Origin of the sequence: Pseudomonas sp. W2I6 (assembly GCF_030815935.1) — a bacterium.
GTDB lineage: Bacteria > Pseudomonadota > Gammaproteobacteria > Pseudomonadales > Pseudomonadaceae > Aquipseudomonas.
The window spans coordinates 3,522,852-3,547,871 of the sequence record NZ_JAUSXJ010000001.1 but is presented as its reverse complement, the minus strand read 5'-3'; the positions used below and the strand labels follow the sequence as shown (position 1 = coordinate 3,547,871).

The window sequence follows — 25,020 nt, the reverse complement described above, 5'->3', positions numbered from 1 at the left end:
ATTCAGTTGGCAGAGCGCATGTTCAGCGAACGAAGGCTGCATGCACCAGGCGCTGCAGCTGCGTTCGCTCCCACAGGCTCATCAGATCGAGCGGATTGGTGCCGTAACGTTGCCAGGTGTCCAGTGAACCTTGCCTGTTATCCGGTGCAATACAGCGCAGGCAGCACTCCAGAGCCGTCCCGCAGGTTGACAGCGTGACCTGCCAGCCGTCGATGTCGACAACCATTTGCTCGTCGCTGGAGCTGACGGGTTTCAGCGTTCGAACCTCTAATGCCACGTCCTTGAGCAGTTGATAGGCTTCGCGGGTGGAGACCGTGTTGGCGAAGGTTGTCATGCGTGATGTCCTTGTATGAGTCGCAGAAGTGTCGCGTGCGCACTGGTCGCTTTCAAGGTGGGCACAGCAAGTCGCAGATTCGTTGCAACCCATCACTCCATCCTTGCTCCCCCTTCGTTTTACTGTCATCGTTCGCGCAATTGGTAATCTTTCTTGTTTGAGAAATTTTTGCGCATGCATGACTTTCCTGTAGCTGATGGTGATACAACCCGTCGCCAGCAGACCATCACCACCCTCTACAGCGACCATCATTCCTGGTTGCACGGTTGGCTGCGCAAGAAACTCGGCTGCTCGCAACATGCCGCCGACCTGGCCCACGACGCGTTTATCCGCATCCTGCTGCTGGCCGATCCCCATACCATCAAGGAACCCCGCGCCTTCCTGGCCACCACGGCGGGGCGCTTGATGATCGATGGCGCGCGTCGGCGGCGCATCGAAAAGGCCTACATGGAAGCCCTGGCGATCCAGAGCGAAGATGCCGGCATGCCGGACCCGGCGGCGATTCATGTGGCACTGCAGGCCCTGGAACGCATTGCCGAAATGCTCATCGGCCTGCCCGCCAAGGCCCGCGAGGCATTCCTGCTCAGTCGCCTCGACGGGCTGACCTATAGCGAAATCGCCGAACAACTGCAGGTGTCTTCCAGCACCGTGAAGAACTACATCTCCAGTGCGTTGGTGCATTGCTATCACACCCTGCACGGGGCGGACCCGCTGTCGTGAGTTCCGAGCAGATCATCAGTGAAGCCGCCCGCTGGCTGACGTTGTTGCACGACGACCACGTGACCGAGGCCGACCGCGCGGCCTTCGAGAAATGGTGCCAGGCCGACCCACGGCATGCGGTCGCTATCGAGCGCATGCGCAGCCTGTGGGGCAGCCTCGACGAGTTGCCCGCCGCCCCGGCGCGCATGGCCCTGAACCGTGCATTTGCCCCACAGAAAACAAGGTTTGCCGCCCGCAGCACCCAGGCCGTCGCGCTGTTGGGTGTGTTGCTGTGCGGCTGGGCCGGGATTGAGCGCCTGCCGGTGTGGATGGCCGACCAACGCACCAGCGTGGGCGAACGGCGCCAGGTGGCACTGACCGACGGCAGCCAGGTGCAGCTCAACAGCAACTCGGCACTGGACGTGAAGTTTGACGGCCACCAACGGGTGATCGAACTGTTGCAGGGCGAGATGTGGGTCGAGGTGGCCAAGGACGCGCAACGGCCGTTCGTGGTGCACACCGACCAGGGCACGGCCACGGCGCTGGGCACGCGGTTCCTGGTGCGCAAGGCCGAGGATGGCGCGACCGTGGTCACCGTGATCGAGTCCACCGTGGCCGTCAAAGGCACCGTTGCGGGCGACGTGAAAGTGCCGGCGGGGCAGAAGTCCACGCTCCAGGACGGCCGTGCCGGCACCCCACAACCCATCGGCAACGCCGACCCGGACGCCTGGACCCGTGGTTTGCTCAAGGTCGACGACCAACCCCTGAGCGAGGTCCTGCAAACCCTCGCCGGTTACCGCCATGGGCTGGTGCGCTTTGATCCGCAGGCGCTGCAAGGGATGCGCGTGTCCGGGGTATTCAAGCTCGACGACACCGGCGCGGCCCTGGCGTCACTGGCAGATAACCTGCCGATCAAGGTGGAGTACTTCACCGATTTGGTGGTGGTGATCAAGCCTCTGTAAAAAGTCTGAATAAAAACTGCTCTCATTCATACCCGATTTTCCGACATGGCCGTCATGACTAATAGAACCCCCATTTCCCAGGACTTCTCATGTCGCGCCTTGCTCGTCCTTTACAGCCATTGACCCTTTCAGTGGCGATGGCGTTTGCCGCCGTACCCCTGCTGACCGTTCAAGCGTCCTACGCGGCTGAAAGCGCTGCGTTCTCCATTCCCGCCGGTGACCTGAGCCAGGCCCTCAACAGCCTCGCCGAACAGGCGGGCCTGGTATTGGCCTTTGATTCGAGCCTGACCCGTGGCAAACACAGCAATGGCCTGAACGGGCAATACAATACCGACGCCGCCCTGGCCCAAGTGTTGGCCGGCAGCGGCCTGCAAGCCCTGAAGATCGCCGACGACCGCTACCGTCTCGAAGCCATCCCGCACACCGATGGCGCCATGGAGTTGCAGGCCACCACCATCAGCGGCGCGTACCAGTCGGAAAGCCCCACCGGCCCGGTGTCTGGCTACGTGGCCACCCGCAGCCTGTCGGGCACCAAGACCGACACCGCACTGATCGAAACCCCGCAGTCGATCTCCGTGGTCACCAAAGACCAGATGCGCGCGCAGAACGCCGAGAGCCTCAACCAGATCCTGCGCTACAGCGCTGCCGTGATCCCGGAAACCCGTGGCTCCACCGCCTCGCGTCTCGACCAGTTGACCATCCGTGGCTTCACCCCGGCGACCTACCTCGACGGCCTGCGCATGCCGTCGAGCCGGGATGCCCTGCCGCAAAAAGACGCCTTCGACCTGGAGCGTGTCGAAGTGCTGCGCGGGCCGGCGTCGGTGCTGTACGGGCAGGGCACCCCCAGCGGCGTGATCAACATGGTCAGCAAACGCCCGCTGGACACGCCGTTCCATGAAGTCGGCGTCGAGTACGGGACCTTCAACAAGAAGCGCACGACCTTTGACTTGAGTGGCCCGCTGGACGACCAAGGCGTTTATTCCTACCGCGTTGCCGGCCTGTTCGACGATGCCGACGGGCAGATCGACCACACCGAAACCCGGCGTCAATCCCTGTCCACCGCCTTCACCTGGCGCCCGGACGACAACACTTCGCTGACCTTGCTCGGGCATTTCCAGAAAGACCCCAAGGGCGCCTCCTACGGCTCGATGCCAGCCTGGGGCTCGGTGCTGCACAGCCCGACGGGGCGCAAGATCGACGTGGATTTCTACGACGGCGAAAAAAGCTTCGAGAAGAGTGACCGCGAGTATTACTCCATCGGCTACGCCTTCGAGCATCACTTCAACGATGTCTGGACCGTGCGCCAGAATGCGCGCTACCTGCGCAGCGAAGGGCAATACCGCAGCCTCTACAGCAACTACCTGGAGAGCGATTACCGCACCATCCGCCGCTCGACCATCGCCAGCGACGTGAATATCGACGCCTATGCCCTCGACAACCAGTTGCAGGCCAAATTCGACACCGGGCCGTTGCAGCACACCGTGCTGATGGGCGCCGATTACCAGAACACCAGCACCGACACCAAGTCGGGCAGCGGCGTGTACACGGCAGGGCCTACGCTGGATATTTTCGACCCGGTCTACGGCGCGGCCGTGCCGGTACCGGCGTACACCAGCGACGCCACCTCGCGCAGCGAGCAAACCGGGGTGTACCTGCAAGAGCAGATGAAGTGGGACAAATGGGTGCTGTTGATGGGCGGGCGTTATGACTGGGCCAGCACCGACAACAGTACCCTGGCGATGACCACCCAGAAAAAGACCAAGTCGTCCCAGGACAGCAAGGCCTTCACCGGCCGCCTGGGCCTGGTCTACCTGTTCGATAACGGCCTGGCGCCGTATGTCAGCTACTCGGAATCCTTCCAGCCGCAATCCGGCACGGGCTACGGCGGTTCGACGTTCCAGCCGACCGAGGGCAAGCAGACGGAAATCGGCATCAAGTACCAGCCGCCGGGCAGCAACAGCTTCATCACGGCTGCCATTTTCGACCTGCGCCAGACCAACGTACCGACGCTGGACCCGGACGCTTCCCACCTGTGCAACGGCTCCCGCTGCCAGATCCAGGACGGTGAAGTGCAATCCCGCGGGTTTGAACTGGAAGGCAAGGCCAGCCTGAACGACAACCTGGATATCACTGCGGCCTATGCCTACCTGGATAACCGCATCAGCAAATCCAACAACACCGTGCGTTATGCGCCCATCAGCGACATCGGTGTCGGCCCGGCGGTGGCTGCCGAAGGCACTACTACCTACGCCGTACCACGTCATACCGCGTCGGCCTGGGCGGATTACACCCTGCACGACGGCACGCTGAAGGGCTTCGGCGTAGGCGCCGGTGCGCGCTATGTCGGTTCTTCCTGGGGCGATACCGCCAACACCCTGAAGGTGCCGGGCTACACCTTGTTCGATGCAGCGGTGCACTACGACATCCCGCACATCAATCGTCAGGGTGACAACCTGCGCCTGGCGGTAAACGCCACCAACCTGGCGAATAAAGAGTACGTCGCGTCCTGCTATTCCTACTCGTGGTGCTGGTATGGCTCGCAGCGTACCGTGCAGGCCAGTGCGACCTATCAGTGGTAAATAAAAAGGCCTTGGCGAAAGGATTCGGGAGCAGCATCGCCAAGGCCGAAAAACGTTAGTTCGCCACCGGCTCAATCAGCTTGGAAACCATCGGCGCCTGCCACTGCTCCAGGGCATCAATCAGGGCGCCGGGGTCTGCGTTGAACATCAGCATCTGGCTGTGCTCGACCTTCATGAAGCCTTCCTTCACGGCGTGATCCAACAGGGCGCGCACCGGGTTGAAGAACCCCTCCGTATTCAGGCACGCCACGCCCTTGTGGTGTTCGCCGACCTGGGTCAGCGTGGCCGCCTCGAACAACTCCTCCAGGGTTCCCAGCCCGCCGGGCAAGGCAATGAAACCGTCGGCGCAGTCGCTCATGCGTGTCTTGCGGCTGCGCATGTCTTGAGTCACTTCATGGTGGGTAAGCCCGGCGTGGGAATGGCCGCGTTCATGCAGTAACTGGGTGATCACGCCGATAACTTCGCCACCTTCAGCCAGCGCAGCATCCGCCACCACGCCCATCAAGCCCTTGTGGGTGCCGCCGTAGACCAGGCGTATGCCGCGCCGGGCGATTTCCCGGCCGAGGGCTTGGGCGCCATCCGCATAGCGCGGGTTGAAGCCGAAATTGGTACCGCAGAAAACTGCGAGGCTGCGCAGGGGAGTGGGCATGGGCATTCCAGGCGGGTGAGGACAGGCTGTCCAGCATGGCGCCACTCGCCGGTGGGCAAAAGAGCCAAGAACCGGCTGGCGGATCAGGCCATGAGTGCGTCCAGGATGCGTTTTCCAAGGGCTTCGGCGATGGCCTCGGACTCGATATTGGCAAAGCCCAGCAGCAGGCCGGGGCCGGTCTGGCCTTGAATATTCCAGTCGCTCAAGGCTTCGGCATAAATGCCGGCCTGCGCCAGGCGTTCCACGCACAGGCGGTCTGACTGTTGTGCATTGAGGCGCAGGATCAAGTGCATCCCGCCCGGCTGGGCGTCAATCGAAATATGCTCGCCCAAGGCCTTGCGCAAGCCCCTGGCGGTGGCCTCCCGACGCTCACCGTAGAGTTTGCGCATGCGCTGGATATGCCGCGCAAAATGCCCCTCGGTCATAAACGTTGCGACGATCGCCTGGGTCAACTCCGGGCAGCCCCCGAGGAAGGTCTGGCTGACATGTTCGAAGCGTTCCACTTGAGCTGCCGGCACCACCAGATAGGCCAGGCGGATGCCGGGGAACAACACCTTGCTGAAGGTTCCGGCGTACAGCACTCGGCCGTCGCGGTCCAGGCTCTTGAGGGCCGGCAGCGGGCGGCTCACGTAGCGGTATTCGCCGTCGTAGTCGTCCTCGATGATCCAGGCCTGCTGGCGACTCGCCCAATCCAGCAGTTCCAGGCGCCTGGGCAAGGACAGCGAGACACACAGCGGGCTTTGATGGGCCGGCGTGACCACTACGGCGCGGGCGCCTTTGCCCTGTTGCACGGCCTGGGATACCTGCATGCCATCCGGGTCCACTGGCACCGGTATGGCCTTGATATTCAGGTAATCCAGCAACGGTCGGGTGAACAAGTAGCCTGGGTCTTCCACCAGCACCCGATCGCCCGGTTCCAGCAGTGCATGGGCGATCAGCCCCAGCGTATTGCGATAGCCCGAGGTGACGAAGACCTGCGCCGGCGAACAGTGGATGCCCCGGGCGACCTGCAAGTAGCTGGCAATCGCCGTGCGCAGCGAGTGCAGGCCGAACACGCACGGGTTGGCCATGTCGGCGACCTGGGTGGCCCGCACGCAGCGGGCGGCGATTTTCGACCAGATCTTGCGAGGGAACGCGTCCAGTGCGGGCAGCCCCATTTGAAACGGCAACACGGCGGCCTTGTGCCGCACGGCATTCTGGTCGCTGGCCGTCATGGGGCGCTCCGGCAGGCTGGCCTTGATCCCTTCAGCCACCACCGTGCCGGCCTGGCCTCGGGCCTGGATATAGCCCTCGGCTGCCAGCAGCGAATACGCCGTGTCGATGGTGCCCCTGGCCAACCCCAGCTCCTTGGCCAGGGCCCGGGCTGCGGGTATGCGTTCGCCCGGCTTGAGCAAACCGTCGGCAATCGCGCTGCGGAACCGCCAGTAAAGTTGCCGGTAAATCGGCTCCGCGGCGCCGGCGTCCAGCGGTGAAAAGGCCTTGATCGAAGTGCTCATCCGGCGGCGGGTCCTGTTCAGGTGGCGAAATAATCGTGCAGCGCCTGGTCGGTCTGGCGGCGCGTCTGGGCCAGAGTTTCCGGGCGGGAAGCGGTGCCTTCGACGGTGAAGAAGGTCACGTCATGCAGGCCGATCATGCCCAGTATGGTTTTCAGGTACGGCGTCAGGAAGTCCGGCTGGTGCGCGCGCTCCCCGGAAAACCGCCCGCCTGAGGCGATGGCGACGAACACTGGCCGGTCCTGCAACAGGCCGATCTTGCCCTGGGCCGAGATATCGAAGGTGCGGCGCACCCGTGCGATGTGATCGAGCCATAGCTTGAGGGCCGCGGGCACCGAGTAGTTATGCATGGGGGTGGCGATCACCACAATGTCGGCCAGCTCCAGTTCCTGAACAAGCCGCTCGGACTGGGCCATCGACCCCTCGGACGAGACGTCCACGAGGGACTGCTGGGACGTTGCATAAGGCTCGTCCACCGGTGCCAGGGCATTTGCGGCAATGCCGCGCTGGATCACCTCGGCGTCCGGGTGCCGCTGGCGCAGGCATTCAATGATCTTGAGGGAGAGGGCGTTGCTCTCCGACGCTTGCCCGCGAGGGCTGGCACTGACATGGAGGATATTCATGGTGCGTTGCTTCCTGGATGGATGGCCCTCAGTCTACGAACCCCATGACCCATGCCAAAGAGCCAAGAATCAAGATTCAGAGTAGGCCATATCCGGGCATTCATGGTCTGGTGTTCAAGCCAGATCATGGATCTTTTGGGGTAGGCCATGACGCCGCAAGATGGCGGCTTCATCCAACCGCTACAGGATTTCACCATGACAACGCGTCTCGACTACTCCAAAGCTTCCCCTGAAGGTTACAAGGCGTTCGGCGGGGTTTACGTCTACCTGCAAAACAGCGGCCTGTCCAAGGAGCTGATCGACCTGGTCTACCTGCGGGTTTCGCAAGTCAACGGCTGCGCCTTTTGCATCGACATGCACTCGCGGGACCTGCTCAAGCAAGGCCTGGCCGTGGACAAGCTGGTGCTGGTGCCAGTGTGGCACGACGCTGGCGCAGTCTTCACCCAGCGTGAGCGCGTGGCGCTGGCCTTTGCCGAAGCCGTGACCGCCAGTGATGTTTCGGACGCCGACTATGCGGCAGCGGCCGCCGAGTTCAGCGACAAGGAACTGGCTGACCTGACCTACGGCATCGCCTTGATGAATGCCTTCAACCGACTGGGCATCACCTTCCGTACCACGCCAGCGGCGGCTGCCAAGGCATAGCCAATGCTGATTCGGTGTGGCGGGGCTGCTCGCCACACACTCACTGTATTTCCTGAGGGCTCATCCCATGGCATGGCTACTGCTCGGCTTGGCCGGCATCCTTGAAATCGCCTTCGCGTTCGCGATGAAGGCCTCGGACGGTTTCACCCGATTCACCCCCGGATTGCTCACCGTCGTGACCGGCGTTTCCAGCGTGATCCTGCTGTCGATGGCACTGCGCACCCTGCCGGTGGGCAGCGCCTACGCGGTCTGGACTGGAATCGGCGCAGCGGGCACCGCGATCCTCGGCATGGCATTGCTGGGCGATTCCACCGCGCCATTGCGGGTTTTGTGCATCGTGCTGATCCTGGCCGGCGTGATCGGCCTGAAACTGGTCTCCGCCAACTAGTGCTGCCTGCGAGCGGGTATTTCTCGGAGATGGCCTTTTAACATTCCCACCCACTCTTTATCATCCGCCCCCAGCAACTCCGGCCATGGAGACGCTCCATTCACTAAGGAAGTCGTAATGCACATTGGAAAAATGCTGGGGTTGGCCCTGATCACGTTGTCGATGGGCGGCTGCGCCAGCTTCACGAAGGACGAAGTGGCACCTGTCACGCTGCCGTCGAAGGCCAGCTACGCCAACAAACCGAACGTCTACGTAGACTTCAAGTTCTACCAGGGCGAGCCGACAAATGCCGCCGCGGCCGAAGTCCCACAAGCGCGTGACATGCTCAAGCCACAGCTGCAGAAAGTCCTGACTGACTCCGGCCTGTTTGGTCGCGTGACCCTGGATGAATTCCAGAAGCAGCCAGGCGATTACAGCCTGCGCCTGAAGGTCTACAACCATCCACCGGGTGGCGGCCAACTGGTACTGGCCTTTATCAGCGGCTTTACCTTCACCATCATTCCGGCGCTGGGGACTGATCAGTACACCATGAAGCTGGAATCGGTGGACGCACAAGGCCAGGCGCTGAGCACCGGCACCAACCACGACTCGATCAATACCTGGATGGGCATCTGGTTCATCCCGTTGATGGCCAACACGCCGAAAGATGCGGTGACCGATACCTTCACCCGCCAGGTCAATGCCCTGCTCAAGCAAATGGTCGACGGCAATAACCTGAAGTATTCGGCACTGGATGCCGACGTGCCACGAGCGTGACACGTAACTGAACGTTTGAAACAGCTGCGAGGGCAGGGTGGCCGATCCTCGCAGCCCAGGCCTTACTTAAGCGCCTTGATGAACAACGGGTCGCTGTACAGCGACTTGAGCAAATCCCGCACCATCGGGTTGTAGGCGTTGGCGGCATTCGGGATCGCAATGAACCCGAAGAACGAACTGGGCCAGGTGTGATTCACTTCCTTGGTCGCGTCGTACACCACGTCATTGCCCTTGAGCAGGGTAAACCGCGCGGCCAGCGTGCCGTTGCCGGAGCCCATGCCTGCCGACAGCGAATTCTTCACCACCAGCACTTGCAGATGACGTTCTGCTTGCGGGTTCAGCAGGCCTGCCAGTTGCAGTTCCTGGGTGATTGCAGCCTGGATATGCGCCGGGATGCTGCCACTGGGCGAGCGGATCGGGTTGGCACGTACAGACAACGAGCCTTCGCCCGACGCGGCCGTCACCTGGGCATTGCTGACGGGTTGCAGCGGCGCTGCTTGCTTGAGGACCTGGACGTTATCGAAGTTCGGCTCGTATTGCGTCATGGTGATGCCGCAGCCTTGCAACAGCAGCGCGAGCAATGGGGTCAACAGTAGAAGCTTTTTCACGGCGTTTCCTTGCGTGAGTGTGGGAGAGCGCCGCGATTATCGTCAGGCAATGGGCCATCGGCAACCAATAGTGGCAAAATGCCTGAGTGGCAGCGCTGTTACTTGGTTCGGTTTCAGGTCGGAAAATTCATCGAGAAGGCAATTTGCTGGCCCCTTTGTAACAAAATTCTCGCCAAAATCACTTTTATTTTCAGGTGGTTAGGCGGGATGCAAATGCGCAATGTTGGAATCATGCTGATCGCCTGTTCCCTGGCGGGTGGGGCGGTTTCGGTTGAGGCACGGGAGCTGCGGGACAACGACAAGTACATGTGCAGTTGGGGGGCTGGCACCGCCGCCCGGGCCCAGGAATTGAAGCTGTCGGGCGTCTCGCTGTACGCCGCGCGGCAGAAGCTGAAGACCTACCAGTTCAAGAAACCCTGGATGCACATGATGGCCATGGGCATCACCGAGCAGACCTACGACAGCCGTTCGCGGGTCAAGCCCGAAGTGATTCGCCAGAGTTTTTATCAGGACTGTTTGCGCTACAAGCTGGCGCGTAAATGATCGCACCGCCCAGTACAAAATCTGCGTAAGCCTGTCCAACTTCGCCCCGGAGCCAGTCCTCATACTGGCCCCAGGTAACCGAAGAGGCACATGCCATGACCCGCTACGTCATCACTCCCAACGAAACCCCGTCCCTCGCCATCCACGGCGACGACGCCCGCTTCCCGCTGCGCCGGGTGTTCTGTGTCGGGCGCAACTACAGCGAACATGCCCGCGAAATGGGCCACGACCCCGACCGCGAGCCGCCGTTCTTTTTCATGAAGCCGGCGGATGCCGTGGTGCCTGCCGAGGGCGTGATCGCCTATCCGCCATTGACCGCCGACCTGCACCATGAAGTCGAGTTGGTGGTGGCCATCGGCAAGGGCGGCGTGGACATCGCCCCGGAAGATGCGTTTGCGCATATCTGGGGTTACGGCTTGGGCATCGACCTGACCCGCCGCGACCTCCAGGCCCAGGCGAAAAAGCTGTCGCGGCCGTGGGAATGGGCCAAGGCCTTCGATGAATCGGCACCCTGCACCCCGTTGCAGCCGGTGAGTGCCGTCGGCCATCCGGTCAGCGGGCGTATCTGGCTCAAAGTCAACGGCGAGCAACGCCAAGTGGGTGACCTGGCGGACCAGATCTGGTCGGTCAGCGAGGTGATCAGCCATGCGTCCAAATCGGTGGCATTGAAGGCCGGCGACCTGATCTTCACCGGCACCCCGGCGGGCGTCGGCGCCTTGCAACCGGGCGATGTGGTGACCGCCGGGATCGACGGCCTGGCCGAACTGAGCTTCACCCTCGGCCAGGGTTGACGCTACAGTGGTGCCCAGGCCCTCCGAGAAGTACGTATGCCCGGCACCCGCATCACCACCTATGGCATGGAACAACGCAGCGACCGCTCCGACTTCTACATCCGCGACAAGCGGGGCAGGGCGGCGCTGACCAGTCCCCATCGCCACGAATATTTCCAGATCCAGATCAACCTGGGCGGCGACACCGTGCAGCACATCGGCGGTGCGGTGCGCCCGTTCCCGAAAAAGGCCCTGGCCTTTATCCTGCCCCATCGCCTGCATGTGATTCCCCATCCCGAAGACGGCGACTTCATGCTGATCAATTTCAGCCAGGGCTTTTTCCTGCCGCAACTGACCTGCGACCCGCTGGACCTGGAAGACATCCCCATCGGCCAGGCGCCGGAGCTGTCGCCGTTCCGCTTCCAGGAGCAGTTGGACTTCATCCTCGACGACGCGGCCTTCGAAGAAGTCAAAACCTGGCTGGAACACATGCGTAGCCTGGACGCCCACCGCAGCTTCGGCGCCCGGGAGCGGCTCAAGGGTTACCTGTTCCAGTTGATCGGGCTGGTGTGCCAACAGTACGCCGAACCGCTCCAGGCGTTCGCCGCCAACAACGCCACCCGGCGTGGGCGCAAGGATGCCCTGGCCCGGGTGCAAGGCTACATCCGCGAGCATTTGCACGAGCCGTCGCTGAACCTGACGGATGCCGCGGCGGCGGCATTTCTGTCGCCCAACTACCTGACCCACCTGTTGCGCAAGGAAACCGGCAAACCCTTCTCCCAGTTGGTGCTCGACCGGCGCATGCAACTGGCGCGCACGCTGCTGCTCAACAGCCCGCAGATGATCGGCGCGATTGCGCACCGTTGCGGGTTTACCGACGAGGCGTATTTTTCCCGGTGTTTCCGCAAGGCCCACGGGCTGGCGCCGGGGCAGTTCAGGCGCCGTGAGCAGGATTAACGCGCAATCCGGCTGACTGTTTTACAAATCCACCACAACCGATGTGTTTCAATTTACATACAATTGAGCGTCTCATCGGGAGGCGGTGCACATGGGTTCGGTTATACGGTTGGCAACTCCGGGCGATATCAATGCCATTTTCGACATTCGCACCGCCGTGGTGCAGAACCACTTAAGCCGCGAGCAGATGGCTGAGCTGGGCATTACCCCGCAAGTCGTCGCCGACAGCATGCGCGAGGCGCCTTGCGTATGGCTTGCCGAACTGGACGGCAGGCCTGTCGCGTTTGCAATGGTTGATCTTGCCGAAGGCGAGGTGTTCGCCCTGTTTGTATTGCCGTCTCACGAGAACCTTGGGTTGGGCCGCCAATTGATGGCAGTGGCCGAGGCCGCGCTGTTCGAGCACCACGACACGCTCTTCCTGATCACGGATGGGCGGGATCAGATCCGTGCCAACGGTTTTTACCAGCGGCTTGGCTGGGCAGTGGTCGACACAGCCGAGGGCGACGATGTTCGCTATCAGAAACACAAGGTGCAATGAGTGTATGAGTGAGCTGGAACCCCCTCAATCCAATGCCTTGCGCTATTTTGGCGTCGGCGTTCTATGTGTCGCGGTGTTGTTGGGGACTTATTTCGTTCGGCTCAATGCCCAGGTCGACCGGCAGCGGGAAGAGGCGGCGGAGCGCCTGGCGTTATGCCGCCAGGCGGCGAGTGTTTCGCGCGCCACGCCCCAGGACGAACTTGTATTGGTGGATCCGTGCAAACACCTGTATCAGCACGACTTGAAGAAGCCCACGCACTTTTAATCAATAACCTTATTTTTATCGAGGAATTAAACAGCGAAGTTTGTTTAACGATGCGCTGTTATTGCACCAAAAAGTGGCATTTCCAATTATCGGATCCATTAAAAAAGTGTGGTTATTGAATGACTTAGCGCTGTTTTAATCCGACGAAAGGTTGAAAATTATCTTGTTACAAGTTTTCCCGCTGGGTAATATAGCCGGGCGTTCACCTCCCACGGTTTATGCATTTTTAAATCCCAAGTTTCCATCAGCTACTTGGGATTTTTTTTGCCCGCGATTTGAGCGTTGTATCAATCCTCTACGTCGGCAAACTCTGCACGCATCCGGCCATTGCGCTTGGCCTGGTACAGCAACTTGTCGACGGCTTCGACAAAGGCCAGCGCCCCGCTGCCCGGCGTTACCGTGCAAGTGCCTACGCCCAGGCTCAGTGTCAGCAGGTCCGACACCGCCGAGTGCTCATGCGCGATCTGCTGCTGGCGGATCAAGTGCAGGCAGCGTTCGGCCACGCGCCGTGCCGACTCGGCATCGGTTTCCGGCAACAACCACACAAATTCCTCGCCGCCGATGCGCGCAATGAAGTCCCGTGGCCGGTTGGCCGCCTGCGACAGCGTGCGTGCCACCTGGCGCAGGCATTCGTCGCCCTTGATATGCCCGTAGAGGTCGTTGTACTGCTTGAAATAGTCGATATCCAACAGGATCAGCGACAGCGGCAATTGGCTGCGCTGGGCGCTGGTCCATTCCCGCGCCAGCACGGTGTCGAACATGCGCCGGTTGGCGATGCCGGTGAGGCCGTCCTGGAACGAATACTCCTCCAGCTGTTTTTGCAGGCGAATCAGGTGTTCTTCGGTCTTCTTGCGCTCGCTGATGTCGAACATGAAGCCGATCAGCGCCTGCACCTCGCCGTCCTTGCGCTCCACGTGCACCACGTCGCGAATCCACACGTACTCACCGCTGGCGGTCAGCGCCCGGTAATCGGCTTCATGATCGACCCCGGCCCGGGACTGCGAGACGCAGAAGTTGACTACGTATTCGCGGTCATCCGGGTGCATGCGTTCCACCCAGTCGTCCACGGTGGCCCAGCTCTGCGGCGTCCAGCCCAGCAGCGCCTCGATCTGCGGGCCGATGTAGCTGAAAGTCATGGTTGCCCAGTCGATACGCCAGGGAATGGCCTTGGTCGATTCCAGCAACGTCTTGTACACAGCACTGTCGGGTTCGATCAAAGGTTCGATGCTCATGCGGAGTGCTCTCGGTGTCGGAAAAAAACCAGAGCATCTGGCCATCATCGCCAGGAAGCAAGCCCTTCGCGCGGCATCGGATAAGAGGGTGTCGGTGTGGTTTTTTTGGCGTCAGCCGGCCAGCGGTTTTAGCCGAAATGCGCACCAAGTATCACTTTTGCATTAATTCCCGTGCAGTTTGAAAAAGCTCATCTACCCTAGACGGATCACGTCCTCCGAGCCCCGTACAGGGAAGGGTGCCCGCATGATTTCGATCGCCGAGTTTCGCCACATCATGGAGTCGGGCTTCCTGCCCCTCGCCTGTGACTGCTCATTGAACAGCGACGGTTCGCTGCGCATCAACATCTTCGACCCGGCCTCCGGGCGCGTCGACCTGCTGCTGCCCCGTGTGTCGCCCCAGGGTCTGGACAGCATCCGTTCCATCTCAAACCTGATTGGCGAACTGCGCACCGAGATCAAGGCCGGGCGCAGGGGGTTTGCAGCGGTCAGTTAGCGGATCAGGAGATCGCTTGTGCCGTCGGGGTAGTCACTACCCCGTAACCGCGCCAGCAGCAATGCTCGCGGTGCCCCGGCAGGAACACGCAGCCGCCAAGGTTCATGAGCAGGACGGCGGCAACCAGCAGTGAAATTCGACGAGACATGGTGATTTCCTCAAGGTGATGGACGTCGCCAACCAACAGAACGCGCCTGTCGATTACCAACGGTTAACCCTTGAACGCGGCCACATGGATAATTCCGTCGCGGCCTTTCAACAATTTCATCAACTCCCCGCAAACCCTGGGCAATACTGGCCCTGCCTGCCGTCCTGAGCGGTCGCGATAAAAAGTTCTTTTTGTTGCGACGGATTTTCGGACACCTGCCGTTCAACCCTACAACTGCGATCACTGGCGATCGCCGATGAAGGAGTTGTCATGAGACTTGCACGACCGCTGGCCAAATTACGTTATGCCCTGTTGATCCCGCTGGCACTGGCCGCCCTGGTCAGCACGCCGACGTTTGCCCAGACCGAAGTGATCATCCGCGAAGCGCCACCGCCGATGCGCGTCGAGGCCGTTCCCGTCGAACGCCCTGGCTATGTATGGGATCGCGGGCACTGGCGCTACGAAGGGCGCGGTTATGCCTGGGTACCGGGCCACTGGCAGCCGGTGATGCGCAACGCCCGTTGGGAACCTGGCCACTGGGAATCGCGCGGCCCCAACTGGTACTGGAGAGAAGGGCACTGGATCCGCTGAGCATTCCGTCAACCTGACCCTTAGCCACCGGACCGAGACTTGCCCTATTGAAAGACACTGATCCGGACGTTGAGCTGTTGGCCCGCATCGGTAACAACGAACCGGCGGCCATCAACGAAATGGTGACGCGCAAACTGCCGCGTTTGCTCGCGCTCGCCAGTCGGATCCTCGGGGATGCCGACGAGGCCAGGGACGTGGCCCAGGAAAGTTTTCTGCGTATCTGGCGCCAGGCTGCAAGCTGGCGCAGTGGCGAAGCGCGTTTCGACACCTGGCTGCACCGCGTGGCACTCAACCTGTGCCACGACCATTTGCGTCGGCGCAAGGAGCGCCCGTTGCGCGATGAGGAGGCGATGAGCGAGGTGGTCGACACAGCGCCTGCGCCCGATGAACAGCTGGAAGCGGCCGCCCGCAGTGAGCGCATGGCGGCGGCGTTGGCGTCGCTGCCTGATCGCCAGCGTGAAGCGATTGTGTTGCAGTATTACCAAGAGCTGTCGAATATCGACGCCGCGGCGCTGATGAACATCAGCGTCGAGGCACTGGAGAGCTTGCTGTCACGGGCCCGGCGCAACCTGCGCAGTTACCTTGACGACACACCCGGGCCCGCCCGCCCAGGAAGGGGAAAACCATGACGCCTGAACGATTTGCCCAATTGGCCAAGGCTTACGGCGGCCACTTGCACCGTTGGCCGGCCGCCGAACAGGCCGAGGCCCAGGCCCTGCTGGATGCAGGCGATGCCAGTCTCCTTGAGGTGCTGCATCAGGCGCGATGGCTCGACGGCCAGCTGGACGGCTATCAACTGGCACCCGTCGACCCGGCGCTGGCGCGGCAGATTCGCCAATCGTTTCCCCAGCGCCAGTCCTTCTGGGCGCGCTACGCCGGCTGGCTGTCGCCGGCCGGTTTTGTTGGCGTGGGCATCGCCGGGGTCGCCGCCGGAATCCTGGTGGCGTCGTTGAGCGTGCCGTTGCCCATGCTTGGCCCTGAAGTATTGCCGAGTGTCTTCGACCAGGGCGACGCCGAAGTCGTCTTCACCGTCAACGCCGAGGAAAGCGAGCAATGACCCCGTCACCCAAGTACCTGAAGCCGCTGCTGGTTGTGTCGGTGTTGTTCAACGTGTTTTTGATCGGCGGGGTCGGTGGTGGCCTGTACCACTGGCTGGCGAATACCAAGCCCGCCGAGGCGGTGGTGAACCAGCATGGCCTGCGCCAGGCGATGGTCAAGCTGCCGCCGGAACGGCGCAAGGAACTGCGCCAACTGTTGCGCCAGAACCGCGCCGACAGCCAACCGCTGGTGCTTGCCGGGCGCGAGGCGCGGCTGGACGTGATCAAGCAACTGGAGGCGCCGACTCTCGACCGTGAGGCGTTGGTGACGGATTTGGGCAAGGCCCGGGAGGCGGACATGGCGCTCAGGGCGCTGGTGGACAACACCCTGGCGCAGTTCGCCAGCACCTTGCCCCGGGATGAGCGCCAGCGGTTGGTGGAGGCGTTGTATATGAAGGGGCAGGCGAAGGGCAAGGTCGCCAAGAGCCACTGAAGATCGTTCCCACGCTCTGCGTGGGAATGCCGCCCCGGACGCTCTGCGTCCAGTTGGCGAAGCAAGGTTCAAGTCTTGCGCAGTGGTGACGCGGAGCGTCACAGGATGCGTTCCCACGCAGAGCGTGGGAACGAGCATTAATCACCGGATGGCATCGCCTGGGTCTGACTGACAGACCGAGGTGCCTGCATCGCGGGCAAGCCCGGCTCCCACATGAGCTCGCTGCGGAACTGAATATATGATGATCGTTCCCACGCTCTGCGTGGGAATGCCGCCCCGGACGCTCTGCGTCCAGTTGGCGATGCAAGGTTCAAGTCTTGCGCAGTGGTGACGCGGAGCGTCACGGGATGCGTTCCCACGCAGAGCGTGGGAACGAGCATTAATCACCGAGACGGGCGACGGATTTTCCCGGTTGGCGGCGTTTAACCCGGGTAGGCCCGCCACTCAGGCGAAGGCCAGTCTCATTGGGGAACCGTGCCATGTCCCGCCTATTCAAAGCCACGCTGGCCGCCACGTTGATGGCGGCTGCGTTGTCCGGTTGTATTGTCGAGCCTGTTCATCCGCGGCGTCCGCCGCCTTTGGTCGAGGTGGTACCGGTGGCGCCGGCGCCAGGGTATCAGTGGGTGCGGGGGCACTATCGCTGGGGGAACGGGCAGTGGTTGTGGGTGCCGGGGCATTGGCGGTACTGATCTACCACACGTTCAACTGCGACACCTAAACCCTGTGGGAGCTGGCTTGCCTGCGATGGCGTCACCGCGGTCTTACTGACAGACCGAGGTGCCTGCATCGCGGGCAAGCCCGGCTCCCACAGGTGATAGGGGCTCTGTCAGGACTTTCCTGAACGTCTCCACCAACGGCCGCAGATTGATCCGATGCCACGCCGCCCACAGCGGCGTGGTGTAGGTCAGCCACGGCAGTTCTCGCAGCACAACGCCCGGCGGTGCATTGCGGCTCAAGCCCTTTTGCACCATCGCCACACCCAACCCCGACGCCACCAACCCCAACGCGGTAAACGGCTCGCTGGCTTCCATCGGAATCTGCGGGGTAAACCCTGCCCGAATGCACGCCGCAACAAAGTCATCCGCCGGGTTTGCACCCGCTTTGCGCTGCACGCCAATCCATTGCTGCTCGGCCAGATGCTCAGGCAGCAACTCGCTGACGCTGGCCAGCGGATGCTGCTCGGGCAGCGCCAGCAGCATCGGATCGTCCAGCACTTGCAATGCCATCAGGTCCGGGTCATCCGCCGCCGGTGGTTCACCCACCAGAGCGATATCCAGGCTGCGTTGGCGCAGGCCTTCCAGCTGTTCGGCGGAGGGCAGGTTGTACAGGGCGATATGCACGTTGGGCCGCGCGTCACGCAGTACCTTCAGGGCGTTGGGCAGCACCCCCGCGTGCATGGCGTTTTCGATGTAGCCGATGCACAGTCCGCCTTCTTCGCCTTTGCCCAATCGCCGGCCCAATGACTCCAGGCGGTTGGCGTGGGTCAGCAGCGCCTTGGTTTCGGCGAGGAACGTCTGGCCGTCGCGGGTCAGGCGGATGCGCTGTTGGCTGCGCTCGAACAGGGTCAGGCCCAGGCGCTCTTCCAATTGGGCAATCTGCCGGCTCAGGGGCGATTGGGAGATGTGCAACCGTTCGGCAGCACGCCCCACGTGTTCTTCTTCAGCGACTACAACGAAGTAGCGCAATTGGCGGAAGTCGATCATGTCAGACCTTAAGGGACTCAAGTTGGTCGCAGTATGTCTTGGACGGTCCGATCTCTGCAATCTACGATCTGCTCAACGGTCAACACAGCGACCTTGAACAATCTTGAGGATTTACCCCATGAGCTTGAAAGACAAACTGCCCGGCGTGCTGGGTTTTGGCACCGCCCCCTTGGGCAACATGTTCCGTGCGATTCCTGAAGAGGAGGCGCAAGCCACCGTTGAAGCAGCCTGGAACCAGGGCGTGCGTTACTTCGACACCGCACCGTTCTACGGCTCGGGCCTCTCGGAAATCCGCCTGGGCCAGGCCCTGTCCAAGTACAACCGTGACGACTATGTGCTCAGCACCAAGGTCGGCCGGGTGATCCTGGATGAAGTGGAAGAAAGCGCCCGCGACCTCGGCGAGAAAAGCGGCGTGTTTGAACATGGCCGGCCGAACAAGATGGTCAACGACTACAGCGCCGATGCCACCCTGCGCTCCATCGAAGACAGCCTCAACCGCCTGCAAACCGACCGCCTCGACATCGTGTGGATTCACGACATCGCCCAGGACTTCTACGGTGATCAATGGCTGGACTACTTCAATCAGGCGCGCACCGGTGCTTTCAAAGTACTGACCCGCCTGCGTGAAGAAGGCGTGATCAAGGCCTGGGGCCTGGGCGTCAATCGGGTCGAGCCTTGCGAGTTGACCCTGGACCTGGCCGAAGCCCAGCCCGACGGTTTCCTGCTTGCCGGTCGCTACACCTTGCTCGATCATGAACGCGCCTTGCAGCGCTTGATGGAGGCAGCCCTGGCGCAGAACGTCGAGATCGTGGTCGGTGGCCCTTACAGCTCCGGGATCCTGGCGGGCGGCGCACATTTTGAGTACCAGAAAGCCAGCCCGGCGATCATCAGCAAGGTCGAGCAGATCAAGGCGATTGCCGCGGCCCATGGCGTGAGTGTGAAAGCCGCTGCGCTGCAATTCTCCCTGGCCCACCCGGCAGTGGCGGCAGTGATTCCGGGTGCCAGTCGTCCGGGGCGCATTGCTGAAGACGTCGCGGCGTTGTCAGAGAAGATTCCCGCAGCCTTTTGGCAGGCCCTGCGCGAGGCCCGATTGATTTCGGCCCGTGCACCGTTGCCGCTCTAACCACAGGAACGCGAACATGAAAATTGATATCAGTGGCAAAGTCGCAATCGTCAGTGGCAGCACCGCCGGCATAGGCCTGGGCATCAGCCAGGCGCTGGCGCAATCCGGCGCTACGGTGGTGGTGGTCGGGCGTGAATCGGGCAAGGTCGACGAGGCGCTGGCGACCATTCGCCAGGCCGTGCCCGGCGCGGATCTGCGTGGGCTGGTGGCGGACCTCGGTACGGCCGAGGGCGCTGAAAAGCTGTTCGCCGCCGAGCCGCGCGCCGACATCCTGGTGAACAACCTCGGGATCTTCAACGATGTCGATTTCTTTGACGCTCCCGACAGCGAGTGGACGCGTTTCTACGAGGTCAACGTGATCTCCGGTGTGCGTTTGTCGCGGCATTACACGCCGGGCATGGTCGAGCAGGGCTGGGGCCGGGTGATCTTTGTGTCGTCGGAATCCGGGGTGGCAACGCCGGCTGACATGATCAATTACGGCGTGACCAAAAGCGCCAACCTGGCGGTGTCCCATGGCTTGGCCAAACGCCTGGCGGGCACCGGGGTGACGGTCAATGCGATCCTGCCGGGGCCGACCTTTACCGATGGCCTGGAGCACATGCTCAAGGACGCCGTGGCCAAGTCCGGGCGCAGTGCGCGGGACGAGGCGGATGTGTTTGTGCGCAATGCGCGGCCGACGTCGATCATCCAGCGCGCAGCGAATGTGGATGAAGTGGCGAATCTGGTGGCGTACATTGCTTCACCGTTGTCCTCTGCCACCACCGGTGCCGCGTTGCGGGTCGACGGCGGTGTTGTCGACAGCATGGCGATCTGATTTTTCTTGAATGGTTTGGAGTGTTAATCGTGGCAAAAGCATCTGCTGTTATTGAAATCCCGGTTTCGGCCGAACAGGTTTGGCAATTGGTCGGCGGCTTCAATTCGCTGCCGGACTGGCTGCCCTTTATCGTCAAGAGCGAGCCGAGTGAAGGCGGGCGCGTGCGCCACCTGCAAACGGCGGATGGCGGGGTGGTGGTGGAACGGTTGCAACGCTTTGATGATGCGGCGCGTACCTACAGTTATTCGATCAGCGAGTCGCCGTTTCCGGTGAGTGAGTATCTGGCGACGTTGAAGGTTGAGGCGCTGGGTGACAGCTCCGCGAAGGTGACCTGGTCGGGCGTGTTTACTCCGGTGGCCGGTGTGACGGATGCGGCGGTGGAGGAGTTGTTCAGCGGTGTCTACAGCGGTGGGCTGGATGCGTTGCGGGGTAATTTTCCGGGCTGAAGTATTGGCTTGGGGTCAATGAGGTCAAATGTGGGAGCTGGCTTGCCTGCGATAGCATCAACTCGGTGTCACTGATAAACCGAGGTGCCTGCATCGCAGGCAAGCCAGCTCCCACATTTACAGTGGTGTTCTTCAGGCTTCAGGCATCAGTTGTTGGCGGCATTCGAGGATCAGCTTCGCACCGCCTCGTTCGCTGCTGCCGACTTCCAGCTTGAAACCGTGCAGGTTGATGATCGCGGCCACAATCGACAGCCCCAACCCAAACCCGCCTTGTTGCTGATTGCCTTCGTCCACCCGGTAAAACCGCTGGAACACTGCCGCACGTTCAGCTGCGGGAATCCCGGGGCCGGAGTCGAGGACTTCAATGCGGGTGCTGCCGGCATCGTTCACGCCGCGCAAAATCACTTCGCCGCCCGGCGGGGTGAACTTGATCGAGTTGCTCAGCAGGTTGGCCAGGGCTTCGAACAGCAGCGCGCGGTCACCAGTGATCCAGGGCAATGAGTCCGGCACTTGCAGCAGCAATTCCATCTCGCCTTCTTCTGCCAGGGGCAGGTAGAAGTCGTGGAGTTCCTGCAGCAAGGGCAGGGGATCAAGCACCAGGAAGCCCGAGCGGCGCTGATGGTCTTCCAGTTCGGAAATCCGCAGCAGGCCGCGAAAACGCGCCATCAAGGTGTCGGTCTCGGCGATGGCCGCGTCCAGTTGCAGGGCGTGGGGCGCGTCTTCATCAGCCTGTTGCTGGATTCGGTACAGCTGTGCCCGCAGGCGCGTGAGCGGGGTGCGCAGGTCGTGGGCGATGTTGTCGCACACGCCCTTGACCTCGTTCATCAGCTTCTCGATGCGGTCGAGCATCGCGTTGACGATGGCCGCCAGCATGTCCAGTTCGTCGCGTCGGTCGGACAATGGCAAACGGTGGGTCAGGTCGCCGGCCACGATGGCTTCGGCGCTCGCCTGGATCCCGCGAATCCGTCGCAACGGACGCCGCCTGAGCAGGTGCCAGCCAGCGGCGCCGGGAATGATCGTCAGGGTGATGCCCCACAGCAAGGCGTGCAGGATGATCCGCGTCACGCCGAACAGCGAGCCGTTGGCCCGCACCAGGATCAGCCAGCGGCCGTCTTCGGTGTGGGTGGCTACGGCGTCGCAGCTGTCGCGCGGCAGTTTCGGGTCGTCGGAGTCGATGCAGTTGGCCAGGGCGTGGATGTGCCCGTCCATTGGCAGGTCGGGCGGTATCACGCGGATCGGGCCGCTGATCGGGTTGAACTGATTGTCGAACAGGCCGTAGGCGTCAACGCCCTTCATGTCGAAGGTCATGCTGGTGGTCAGGGCTTCCACCAGCTCTTCGCCGTCAAACCGCTGGAACAGGTGCTGGCGCTGCATCAGGGAGTGGCGTGAGAGGTCGCCCAGGTAACCGGACACCTCGTAGTACAGCACGCCCATGAGGATGCAGCTCCAGGCCACGAACAACGAACTGTAGAGCGCCAGCAGCCGGCTGCTGGAAGAGCGCCAGCCTTTAGAGGGGTTCAGCAATGACATACCCGGAACCTCGTACCGTGCGGATCAGCGGCGTGAGGCCCGGCGGGTCGATTTTTTTGCGCAGGCGACCGATGTGCACGTCGATCAGGTTGGTGCCCGGGTCGAAGTGATAACCCCAGACTTCCTCGAAGATCATCATCCGCGAGAGGATTTGCCCGGTGTTGCGCATCAGGAATTCCAGCAGTTTGTATTCGGTCGGCAACAGGCTCAGGGGCTGTTCGGCACGGCTGGCTTCACGGCTGATCAGGTTCAGTTCCAGATCCGCTACGCGCAACGCAGTTTCGAACTCCTTGACCGTGCTTTTGCGCCGCAGCAGCACTTCGACGCGGGCGGCCATTTCGTCGGAGGCGAACGGTTTGGTCAGGTAGTCATCACCACCGGCCCGCAGGCCGCGTACCCGTTCATCCACATCGGAGAGGGCGCTGATCATCAGGATCGGCGTGGATACGCCGATGGTGCGCAGGGTGGTGACGATGGCCAGGCCATCCAGTTCCGGGAGCATGCGGTCGAGGGTGATCAGGTCGTAATCACCGCTGACGGCACGGACCAGGCCTTCGCGGCCATTGTCTACCCAGTCTACGTCCAGTCCATGGCTACTCAGCTCGGCAACGATCTCGCGGGCCGTTACGGCGTCGTCCTCGATGGTCAAAATGCGGGTCATAAGGATTACCTGGTGAGCGATTCACACTGAAGTGCGGGCATTTTGCCAAGAAATGATAGCCCGCTTCCTAAATAAAAATTTATGTAGGCACAAACGACACAATTCACCATAACCCGCTGAATCTGAACGAACGCTGTGTGTGTAGGATTTTTTGCATGCCACGGCGTGCGTACGGGTTATTTCCTACGAGGAATGCAATACGCCCGCCGCTCCGGGCCATTTCTTGCAAGTTGCATGGTTCAGATTAGTTCAACTTAATTAAGTTATTGAAATATATGAGGTTTTAATTTTCGAGCTTCTGGCACGTCGCCTGCACTGTCCCTTTTGAGACTTGTAACACTATTTTTCATGCCTGGAGCAAAACAACAATGATTACATCCTCATCCACGCTGCAAGAGTCGAGCACGCTCTCCGGGGTTTCCTGGGGCGCGATCTTTGCCGGGGCCGCTGCCGCGGCTGCGCTGTCCTTGATTCTGGTACTGCTGGGCTTCGGCCTGGGCTTTTCGGCGGTGTCGCCGTGGGCCGACAGTGGCATCAGCGCCAAAGGGCTTGGCATTTCTACCATTGTCTGGCTGGCGGTTACGCAAATCATCGCGTCGGGGATGGGCGGTTACATCGCCGGTCGCCTGCGGGTGAAATGGGCCAATATGCACGGCGATGAGGTGTACTTTCGCGACACCGCCCATGGCTTCCTGGCCTGGGCGGTGGCGACACTGGTGACGGCGGTGCTGATCGTCGGTTCGGTCAGCAGTGTGGTCAGCGGTGGTGTGAAGGCCGGTGCCAGTGTGGCCTCGGGTGCCGTCAGTGGCATGAGCCAGGTGGCTGGCGCTGCCTCCAAGGGCGAAGACTTTGGCTACTACGTCGACAGCCTGTTCCGTGATGATCGCCCGGCCGCCGTCAGTGATGACGCGGTGCATGGTGTGGTCGCTCGCATCTTCGCTCGTACCGTGAGCAACAATGGTCAGCTGGCACCTGAAGACCGTGCGTACCTTGCACAGTTGATCAGCCAGCGGACCAACCTCAGCCAGGCCGATGCCGAGGCGCGTGTTGACCAGGTCTATGGCCAGGCTCAAAAAGCCCTGGATGACGCCAAGTTGAAAGCCAAGCAGGCTGCCGACACGGCTGCAAAAGTGGCTGCCTACACGTCGCTGTGGACCTTCGTGGCGCTGTTGATCGGTGCGTTTTTTGCCAGCCTCGCTGCAACCTTTGGTGGTCGTCGCCGGGATGCCGTGGTGTATCTGGAAACCACTCCCCACACCACTTCCGTTCGTTAATTCAAGGAGAACGTCATGCGCTCATTACTGCTGTTTTTCCTCGGTGTGCCTATCCCGGTCATTATCCTGATCGCGATCTTCATGCACTGATCCTCAGGCTTGCTCGGTCCTCATGTGGGAGCGGGCTTGCTGGCGAAAAAAGCGGTGTATCAGTCACATATGAACTGGCTGATACACCGCTTTCGCGAGCAAGCCCGCTCCCACATTTTGTTTTGTGTCGTTGCTGCATTCCGGGCGAAGGCGAAATCTCCGGATTTTGTTAATTGTTGCTTAACCGCCTTTTGGCTAAGCTCCCGTCCCATGAGCCGCTATCTGCGTTTTTTCCTGGTCCTGCTGTTGAGTCTTGCGCTTCCCCTGACCGGGATGGCGGGTGTGCCGTCGAGCACCGAGCCGTGCCCGATGCAGATGTCCGACATGCAGATGATGAGCGACATGGCCCCTGACTGTTGCCAGGACGGCGCAGCCGCTGACCACGGCAAAAGCTGCAAGCCCGGCCAGGAGTGCAAGACTGGCGGCATGCTGCAATTGTCGATGCCGGTGCTCAAGGCCCCGGTGACTGCTTCCAATGCGCTGGTTGTCAGCGTCTCTTCTGATTTCATCCCCGACCGCACGCCGTCCGGCGTCTGGCGCCCGCCCCGTAGCTGAATCCTGTTGCACCTGAAGACTCGT

32 protein-coding genes are annotated in these 25,020 nt (G+C 61.6%); 22 read left to right on the top strand and 10 right to left on the bottom strand.

Annotated elements, in window-relative coordinates:
* Positions 1-22 precede the first annotated feature (22 nt).
* Positions 23-334 (bottom strand): hypothetical protein, encoded by a 312-nt coding sequence (locus QF039_RS16575; RefSeq protein ID WP_102605590.1) that lies wholly within the window; start codon positions 332-334, stop codon positions 23-25.
* Between the two features lie 174 nt (positions 335-508).
* Between QF039_RS16575 and QF039_RS16570 the strand changes: the two genes are divergently transcribed.
* The 3 genes from QF039_RS16570 (at position 509) to QF039_RS16560 (ending at position 4,574) form a co-directional block, all read left to right on the top strand.
* Positions 509-1,054, top strand: coding sequence for a sigma-70 family RNA polymerase sigma factor (locus QF039_RS16570; RefSeq protein ID WP_102605591.1), 546 nt, complete (start codon positions 509-511; stop codon positions 1,052-1,054).
* Entirely contained in the window at positions 1,051-1,995 is a 945-nt protein-coding gene (locus QF039_RS16565) for a FecR family protein (protein ID WP_008435992.1), read from the top strand. The genes QF039_RS16570 and QF039_RS16565 overlap by 4 nt, the downstream gene beginning before the upstream one ends.
* An 89-nt stretch (positions 1,996-2,084) precedes the next feature.
* Entirely contained in the window at positions 2,085-4,574 is a 2,490-nt protein-coding gene (locus QF039_RS16560; RefSeq protein ID WP_307519544.1) for a TonB-dependent siderophore receptor, read from the top strand.
* Positions 4,575-4,629: 55 nt separating this feature from the next.
* On the opposite strand, the gene QF039_RS16555 is transcribed toward QF039_RS16560, so the two are convergent.
* From QF039_RS16555 to QF039_RS16545, 3 genes are all read right to left on the bottom strand, one after another.
* Positions 4,630-5,229, bottom strand: a complete 600-nt coding sequence (locus QF039_RS16555) for a TIGR00730 family Rossman fold protein (protein WP_307519542.1) — start codon at positions 5,227-5,229, stop codon at positions 4,630-4,632.
* 77 nt (positions 5,230-5,306) lie between these two features.
* Positions 5,307-6,719: a PLP-dependent aminotransferase family protein gene (locus QF039_RS16550; protein WP_307519540.1), complete on the bottom strand. Its 1,413-nt coding sequence runs from the start codon at positions 6,717-6,719 to the stop codon at positions 5,307-5,309.
* A gap of 17 nt (positions 6,720-6,736) precedes the next feature.
* Positions 6,737-7,339 (bottom strand): FMN-dependent NADH-azoreductase, encoded by a 603-nt coding sequence (locus QF039_RS16545; protein ID WP_087693030.1) that lies wholly within the window; start codon positions 7,337-7,339, stop codon positions 6,737-6,739.
* Positions 7,340-7,534: 195 nt separating this feature from the next.
* On the opposite strand from QF039_RS16545, the gene QF039_RS16540 reads away from it, so the two are divergent.
* From QF039_RS16540 to QF039_RS16530, 3 genes are all read left to right on the top strand, one after another.
* A complete protein-coding gene (locus tag QF039_RS16540; protein WP_029615984.1) occupies positions 7,535-7,981 on the top strand; it encodes a carboxymuconolactone decarboxylase family protein in 447 nt (148 codons plus the stop codon).
* A 67-nt stretch (positions 7,982-8,048) separates the two neighbouring features.
* Positions 8,049-8,369, top strand: a complete 321-nt coding sequence (locus tag QF039_RS16535) for a multidrug efflux SMR transporter (protein WP_087693029.1) — start codon at positions 8,049-8,051, stop codon at positions 8,367-8,369.
* Between the two features lie 117 nt (positions 8,370-8,486).
* Positions 8,487-9,125, top strand: coding sequence for a hypothetical protein (locus QF039_RS16530; RefSeq protein WP_307519535.1), 639 nt, complete (start codon positions 8,487-8,489; stop codon positions 9,123-9,125).
* Positions 9,126-9,187: 62 nt separating this feature from the next.
* Here QF039_RS16530 and QF039_RS16525 read toward each other — a convergent pair whose 3' ends face one another.
* Positions 9,188-9,733, bottom strand: a complete 546-nt coding sequence (locus tag QF039_RS16525; protein WP_307519533.1) for a hypothetical protein — start codon at positions 9,731-9,733, stop codon at positions 9,188-9,190.
* Between the two features lie 213 nt (positions 9,734-9,946).
* On the opposite strand from QF039_RS16525, the gene QF039_RS16520 reads away from it, so the two are divergent.
* The 5 genes from QF039_RS16520 (at position 9,947) to QF039_RS16500 (ending at position 12,806) form a co-directional block, all read left to right on the top strand.
* Entirely contained in the window at positions 9,947-10,276 is a 330-nt protein-coding gene (locus QF039_RS16520; protein ID WP_023658946.1) for a hypothetical protein, read from the top strand.
* 95 nt (positions 10,277-10,371) lie between these two features.
* The gene (locus QF039_RS16515; RefSeq protein ID WP_177055127.1) at positions 10,372-11,067 is read left to right on the top strand and encodes a fumarylacetoacetate hydrolase family protein; all 696 of its coding nucleotides are present in this window, start codon (positions 10,372-10,374) and stop codon (positions 11,065-11,067) included.
* Between the two features lie 36 nt (positions 11,068-11,103).
* Positions 11,104-12,003 carry an AraC family transcriptional regulator gene (locus tag QF039_RS16510; protein ID WP_177009775.1) on the top strand — a complete coding sequence of 300 codons (900 nt, stop codon included), beginning with the start codon at positions 11,104-11,106 and terminating at the stop codon, positions 12,001-12,003.
* Positions 12,004-12,094: 91 nt separating this feature from the next.
* The gene (locus QF039_RS16505; protein ID WP_003219700.1) at positions 12,095-12,541 is read left to right on the top strand and encodes a GNAT family N-acetyltransferase; all 447 of its coding nucleotides are present in this window, start codon (positions 12,095-12,097) and stop codon (positions 12,539-12,541) included.
* 4 nt (positions 12,542-12,545) lie between these two features.
* On the top strand, positions 12,546-12,806 hold the full coding sequence (locus QF039_RS16500) for a hypothetical protein (protein ID WP_134326909.1): 261 nt from the start codon (positions 12,546-12,548) through the stop codon (positions 12,804-12,806).
* A 287-nt stretch (positions 12,807-13,093) separates the two neighbouring features.
* On the opposite strand, the gene QF039_RS16495 is transcribed toward QF039_RS16500, so the two are convergent.
* Complete coding sequence (locus tag QF039_RS16495) at positions 13,094-14,038, bottom strand: diguanylate cyclase (RefSeq protein WP_307519523.1); 945 nt, start codon at positions 14,036-14,038, stop codon at positions 13,094-13,096.
* Positions 14,039-14,282: 244 nt separating this feature from the next.
* Between QF039_RS16495 and QF039_RS16490 the strand changes: the two genes are divergently transcribed.
* Positions 14,283-14,531, top strand: a complete 249-nt coding sequence (locus tag QF039_RS16490; protein WP_008435982.1) for a DUF1652 domain-containing protein — start codon at positions 14,283-14,285, stop codon at positions 14,529-14,531.
* Between the two features lie 4 nt (positions 14,532-14,535).
* Here the strand turns inward: QF039_RS16490 and QF039_RS16485 are convergent, their stop codons facing one another.
* Positions 14,536-14,679 carry a hypothetical protein gene (locus QF039_RS16485; RefSeq protein WP_166742173.1) on the bottom strand — a complete coding sequence of 48 codons (144 nt, stop codon included), beginning with the start codon at positions 14,677-14,679 and terminating at the stop codon, positions 14,536-14,538.
* Positions 14,680-14,949: 270 nt separating this feature from the next.
* On the opposite strand from QF039_RS16485, the gene QF039_RS16480 reads away from it, so the two are divergent.
* The 5 genes from QF039_RS16480 (at position 14,950) to QF039_RS16460 (ending at position 17,489) form a co-directional block, all read left to right on the top strand.
* The gene (locus QF039_RS16480) at positions 14,950-15,270 is read left to right on the top strand and encodes a YXWGXW repeat-containing protein (protein ID WP_003219711.1); all 321 of its coding nucleotides are present in this window, start codon (positions 14,950-14,952) and stop codon (positions 15,268-15,270) included.
* 47 nt (positions 15,271-15,317) lie between these two features.
* On the top strand, positions 15,318-15,899 hold the full coding sequence (locus tag QF039_RS16475; RefSeq protein ID WP_008435980.1) for an RNA polymerase sigma factor: 582 nt from the start codon (positions 15,318-15,320) through the stop codon (positions 15,897-15,899).
* The gene (locus QF039_RS16470) at positions 15,896-16,327 is read left to right on the top strand and encodes a hypothetical protein (RefSeq protein WP_177106039.1); all 432 of its coding nucleotides are present in this window, start codon (positions 15,896-15,898) and stop codon (positions 16,325-16,327) included. The genes QF039_RS16475 and QF039_RS16470 overlap by 4 nt, the downstream gene beginning before the upstream one ends.
* On the top strand, positions 16,324-16,800 hold the full coding sequence (locus tag QF039_RS16465; protein WP_003219717.1) for a periplasmic heavy metal sensor: 477 nt from the start codon (positions 16,324-16,326) through the stop codon (positions 16,798-16,800). Before QF039_RS16470 ends, QF039_RS16465 begins: the two co-directional genes overlap by 4 nt.
* A 479-nt stretch (positions 16,801-17,279) precedes the next feature.
* Complete coding sequence (locus tag QF039_RS16460; RefSeq protein ID WP_080673247.1) at positions 17,280-17,489, top strand: YXWGXW repeat-containing protein; 210 nt, start codon at positions 17,280-17,282, stop codon at positions 17,487-17,489.
* A 72-nt stretch (positions 17,490-17,561) separates the two neighbouring features.
* On the opposite strand, the gene QF039_RS16455 is transcribed toward QF039_RS16460, so the two are convergent.
* Positions 17,562-18,503: a LysR substrate-binding domain-containing protein gene (locus tag QF039_RS16455; protein WP_008435969.1), complete on the bottom strand. Its 942-nt coding sequence runs from the start codon at positions 18,501-18,503 to the stop codon at positions 17,562-17,564.
* 118 nt (positions 18,504-18,621) lie between these two features.
* Here QF039_RS16455 and QF039_RS16450 point away from each other — a divergent pair, with 118 nt between their 5' ends.
* From QF039_RS16450 to QF039_RS16440, 3 genes are read left to right on the top strand one after another with little or no spacing between them, the layout of a single operon-like run.
* Entirely contained in the window at positions 18,622-19,626 is a 1,005-nt protein-coding gene (locus tag QF039_RS16450) for an aldo/keto reductase (protein ID WP_307519513.1), read from the top strand.
* Between the two features lie 16 nt (positions 19,627-19,642).
* Positions 19,643-20,440, top strand: a complete 798-nt coding sequence (locus QF039_RS16445; RefSeq protein WP_307519511.1) for an SDR family NAD(P)-dependent oxidoreductase — start codon at positions 19,643-19,645, stop codon at positions 20,438-20,440.
* A gap of 29 nt (positions 20,441-20,469) precedes the next feature.
* Entirely contained in the window at positions 20,470-20,886 is a 417-nt protein-coding gene (locus QF039_RS16440) for an SRPBCC family protein (protein ID WP_102369400.1), read from the top strand.
* 132 nt (positions 20,887-21,018) lie between these two features.
* Here QF039_RS16440 and QF039_RS16435 read toward each other — a convergent pair whose 3' ends face one another.
* Positions 21,019-22,416, bottom strand: a complete 1,398-nt coding sequence (locus QF039_RS16435; RefSeq protein WP_008435962.1) for a cell wall metabolism sensor histidine kinase WalK — start codon at positions 22,414-22,416, stop codon at positions 21,019-21,021.
* Positions 22,394-23,077 (bottom strand): response regulator transcription factor, encoded by a 684-nt coding sequence (locus QF039_RS16430; RefSeq protein WP_003219726.1) that lies wholly within the window; start codon positions 23,075-23,077, stop codon positions 22,394-22,396. The genes QF039_RS16435 and QF039_RS16430 overlap by 23 nt, the downstream gene beginning before the upstream one ends.
* A gap of 368 nt (positions 23,078-23,445) precedes the next feature.
* Here QF039_RS16430 and QF039_RS16425 point away from each other — a divergent pair, with 368 nt between their 5' ends.
* Both QF039_RS16425 and QF039_RS16420 read left to right on the top strand, forming a co-directional pair.
* Positions 23,446-24,351 carry a hypothetical protein gene (locus tag QF039_RS16425; protein ID WP_003219728.1) on the top strand — a complete coding sequence of 302 codons (906 nt, stop codon included), beginning with the start codon at positions 23,446-23,448 and terminating at the stop codon, positions 24,349-24,351.
* 300 nt (positions 24,352-24,651) lie between these two features.
* Positions 24,652-24,996 carry a hypothetical protein gene (locus QF039_RS16420; protein WP_102369398.1) on the top strand — a complete coding sequence of 115 codons (345 nt, stop codon included), beginning with the start codon at positions 24,652-24,654 and terminating at the stop codon, positions 24,994-24,996.
* Positions 24,997-25,020: the final 24 nt, after the last annotated feature.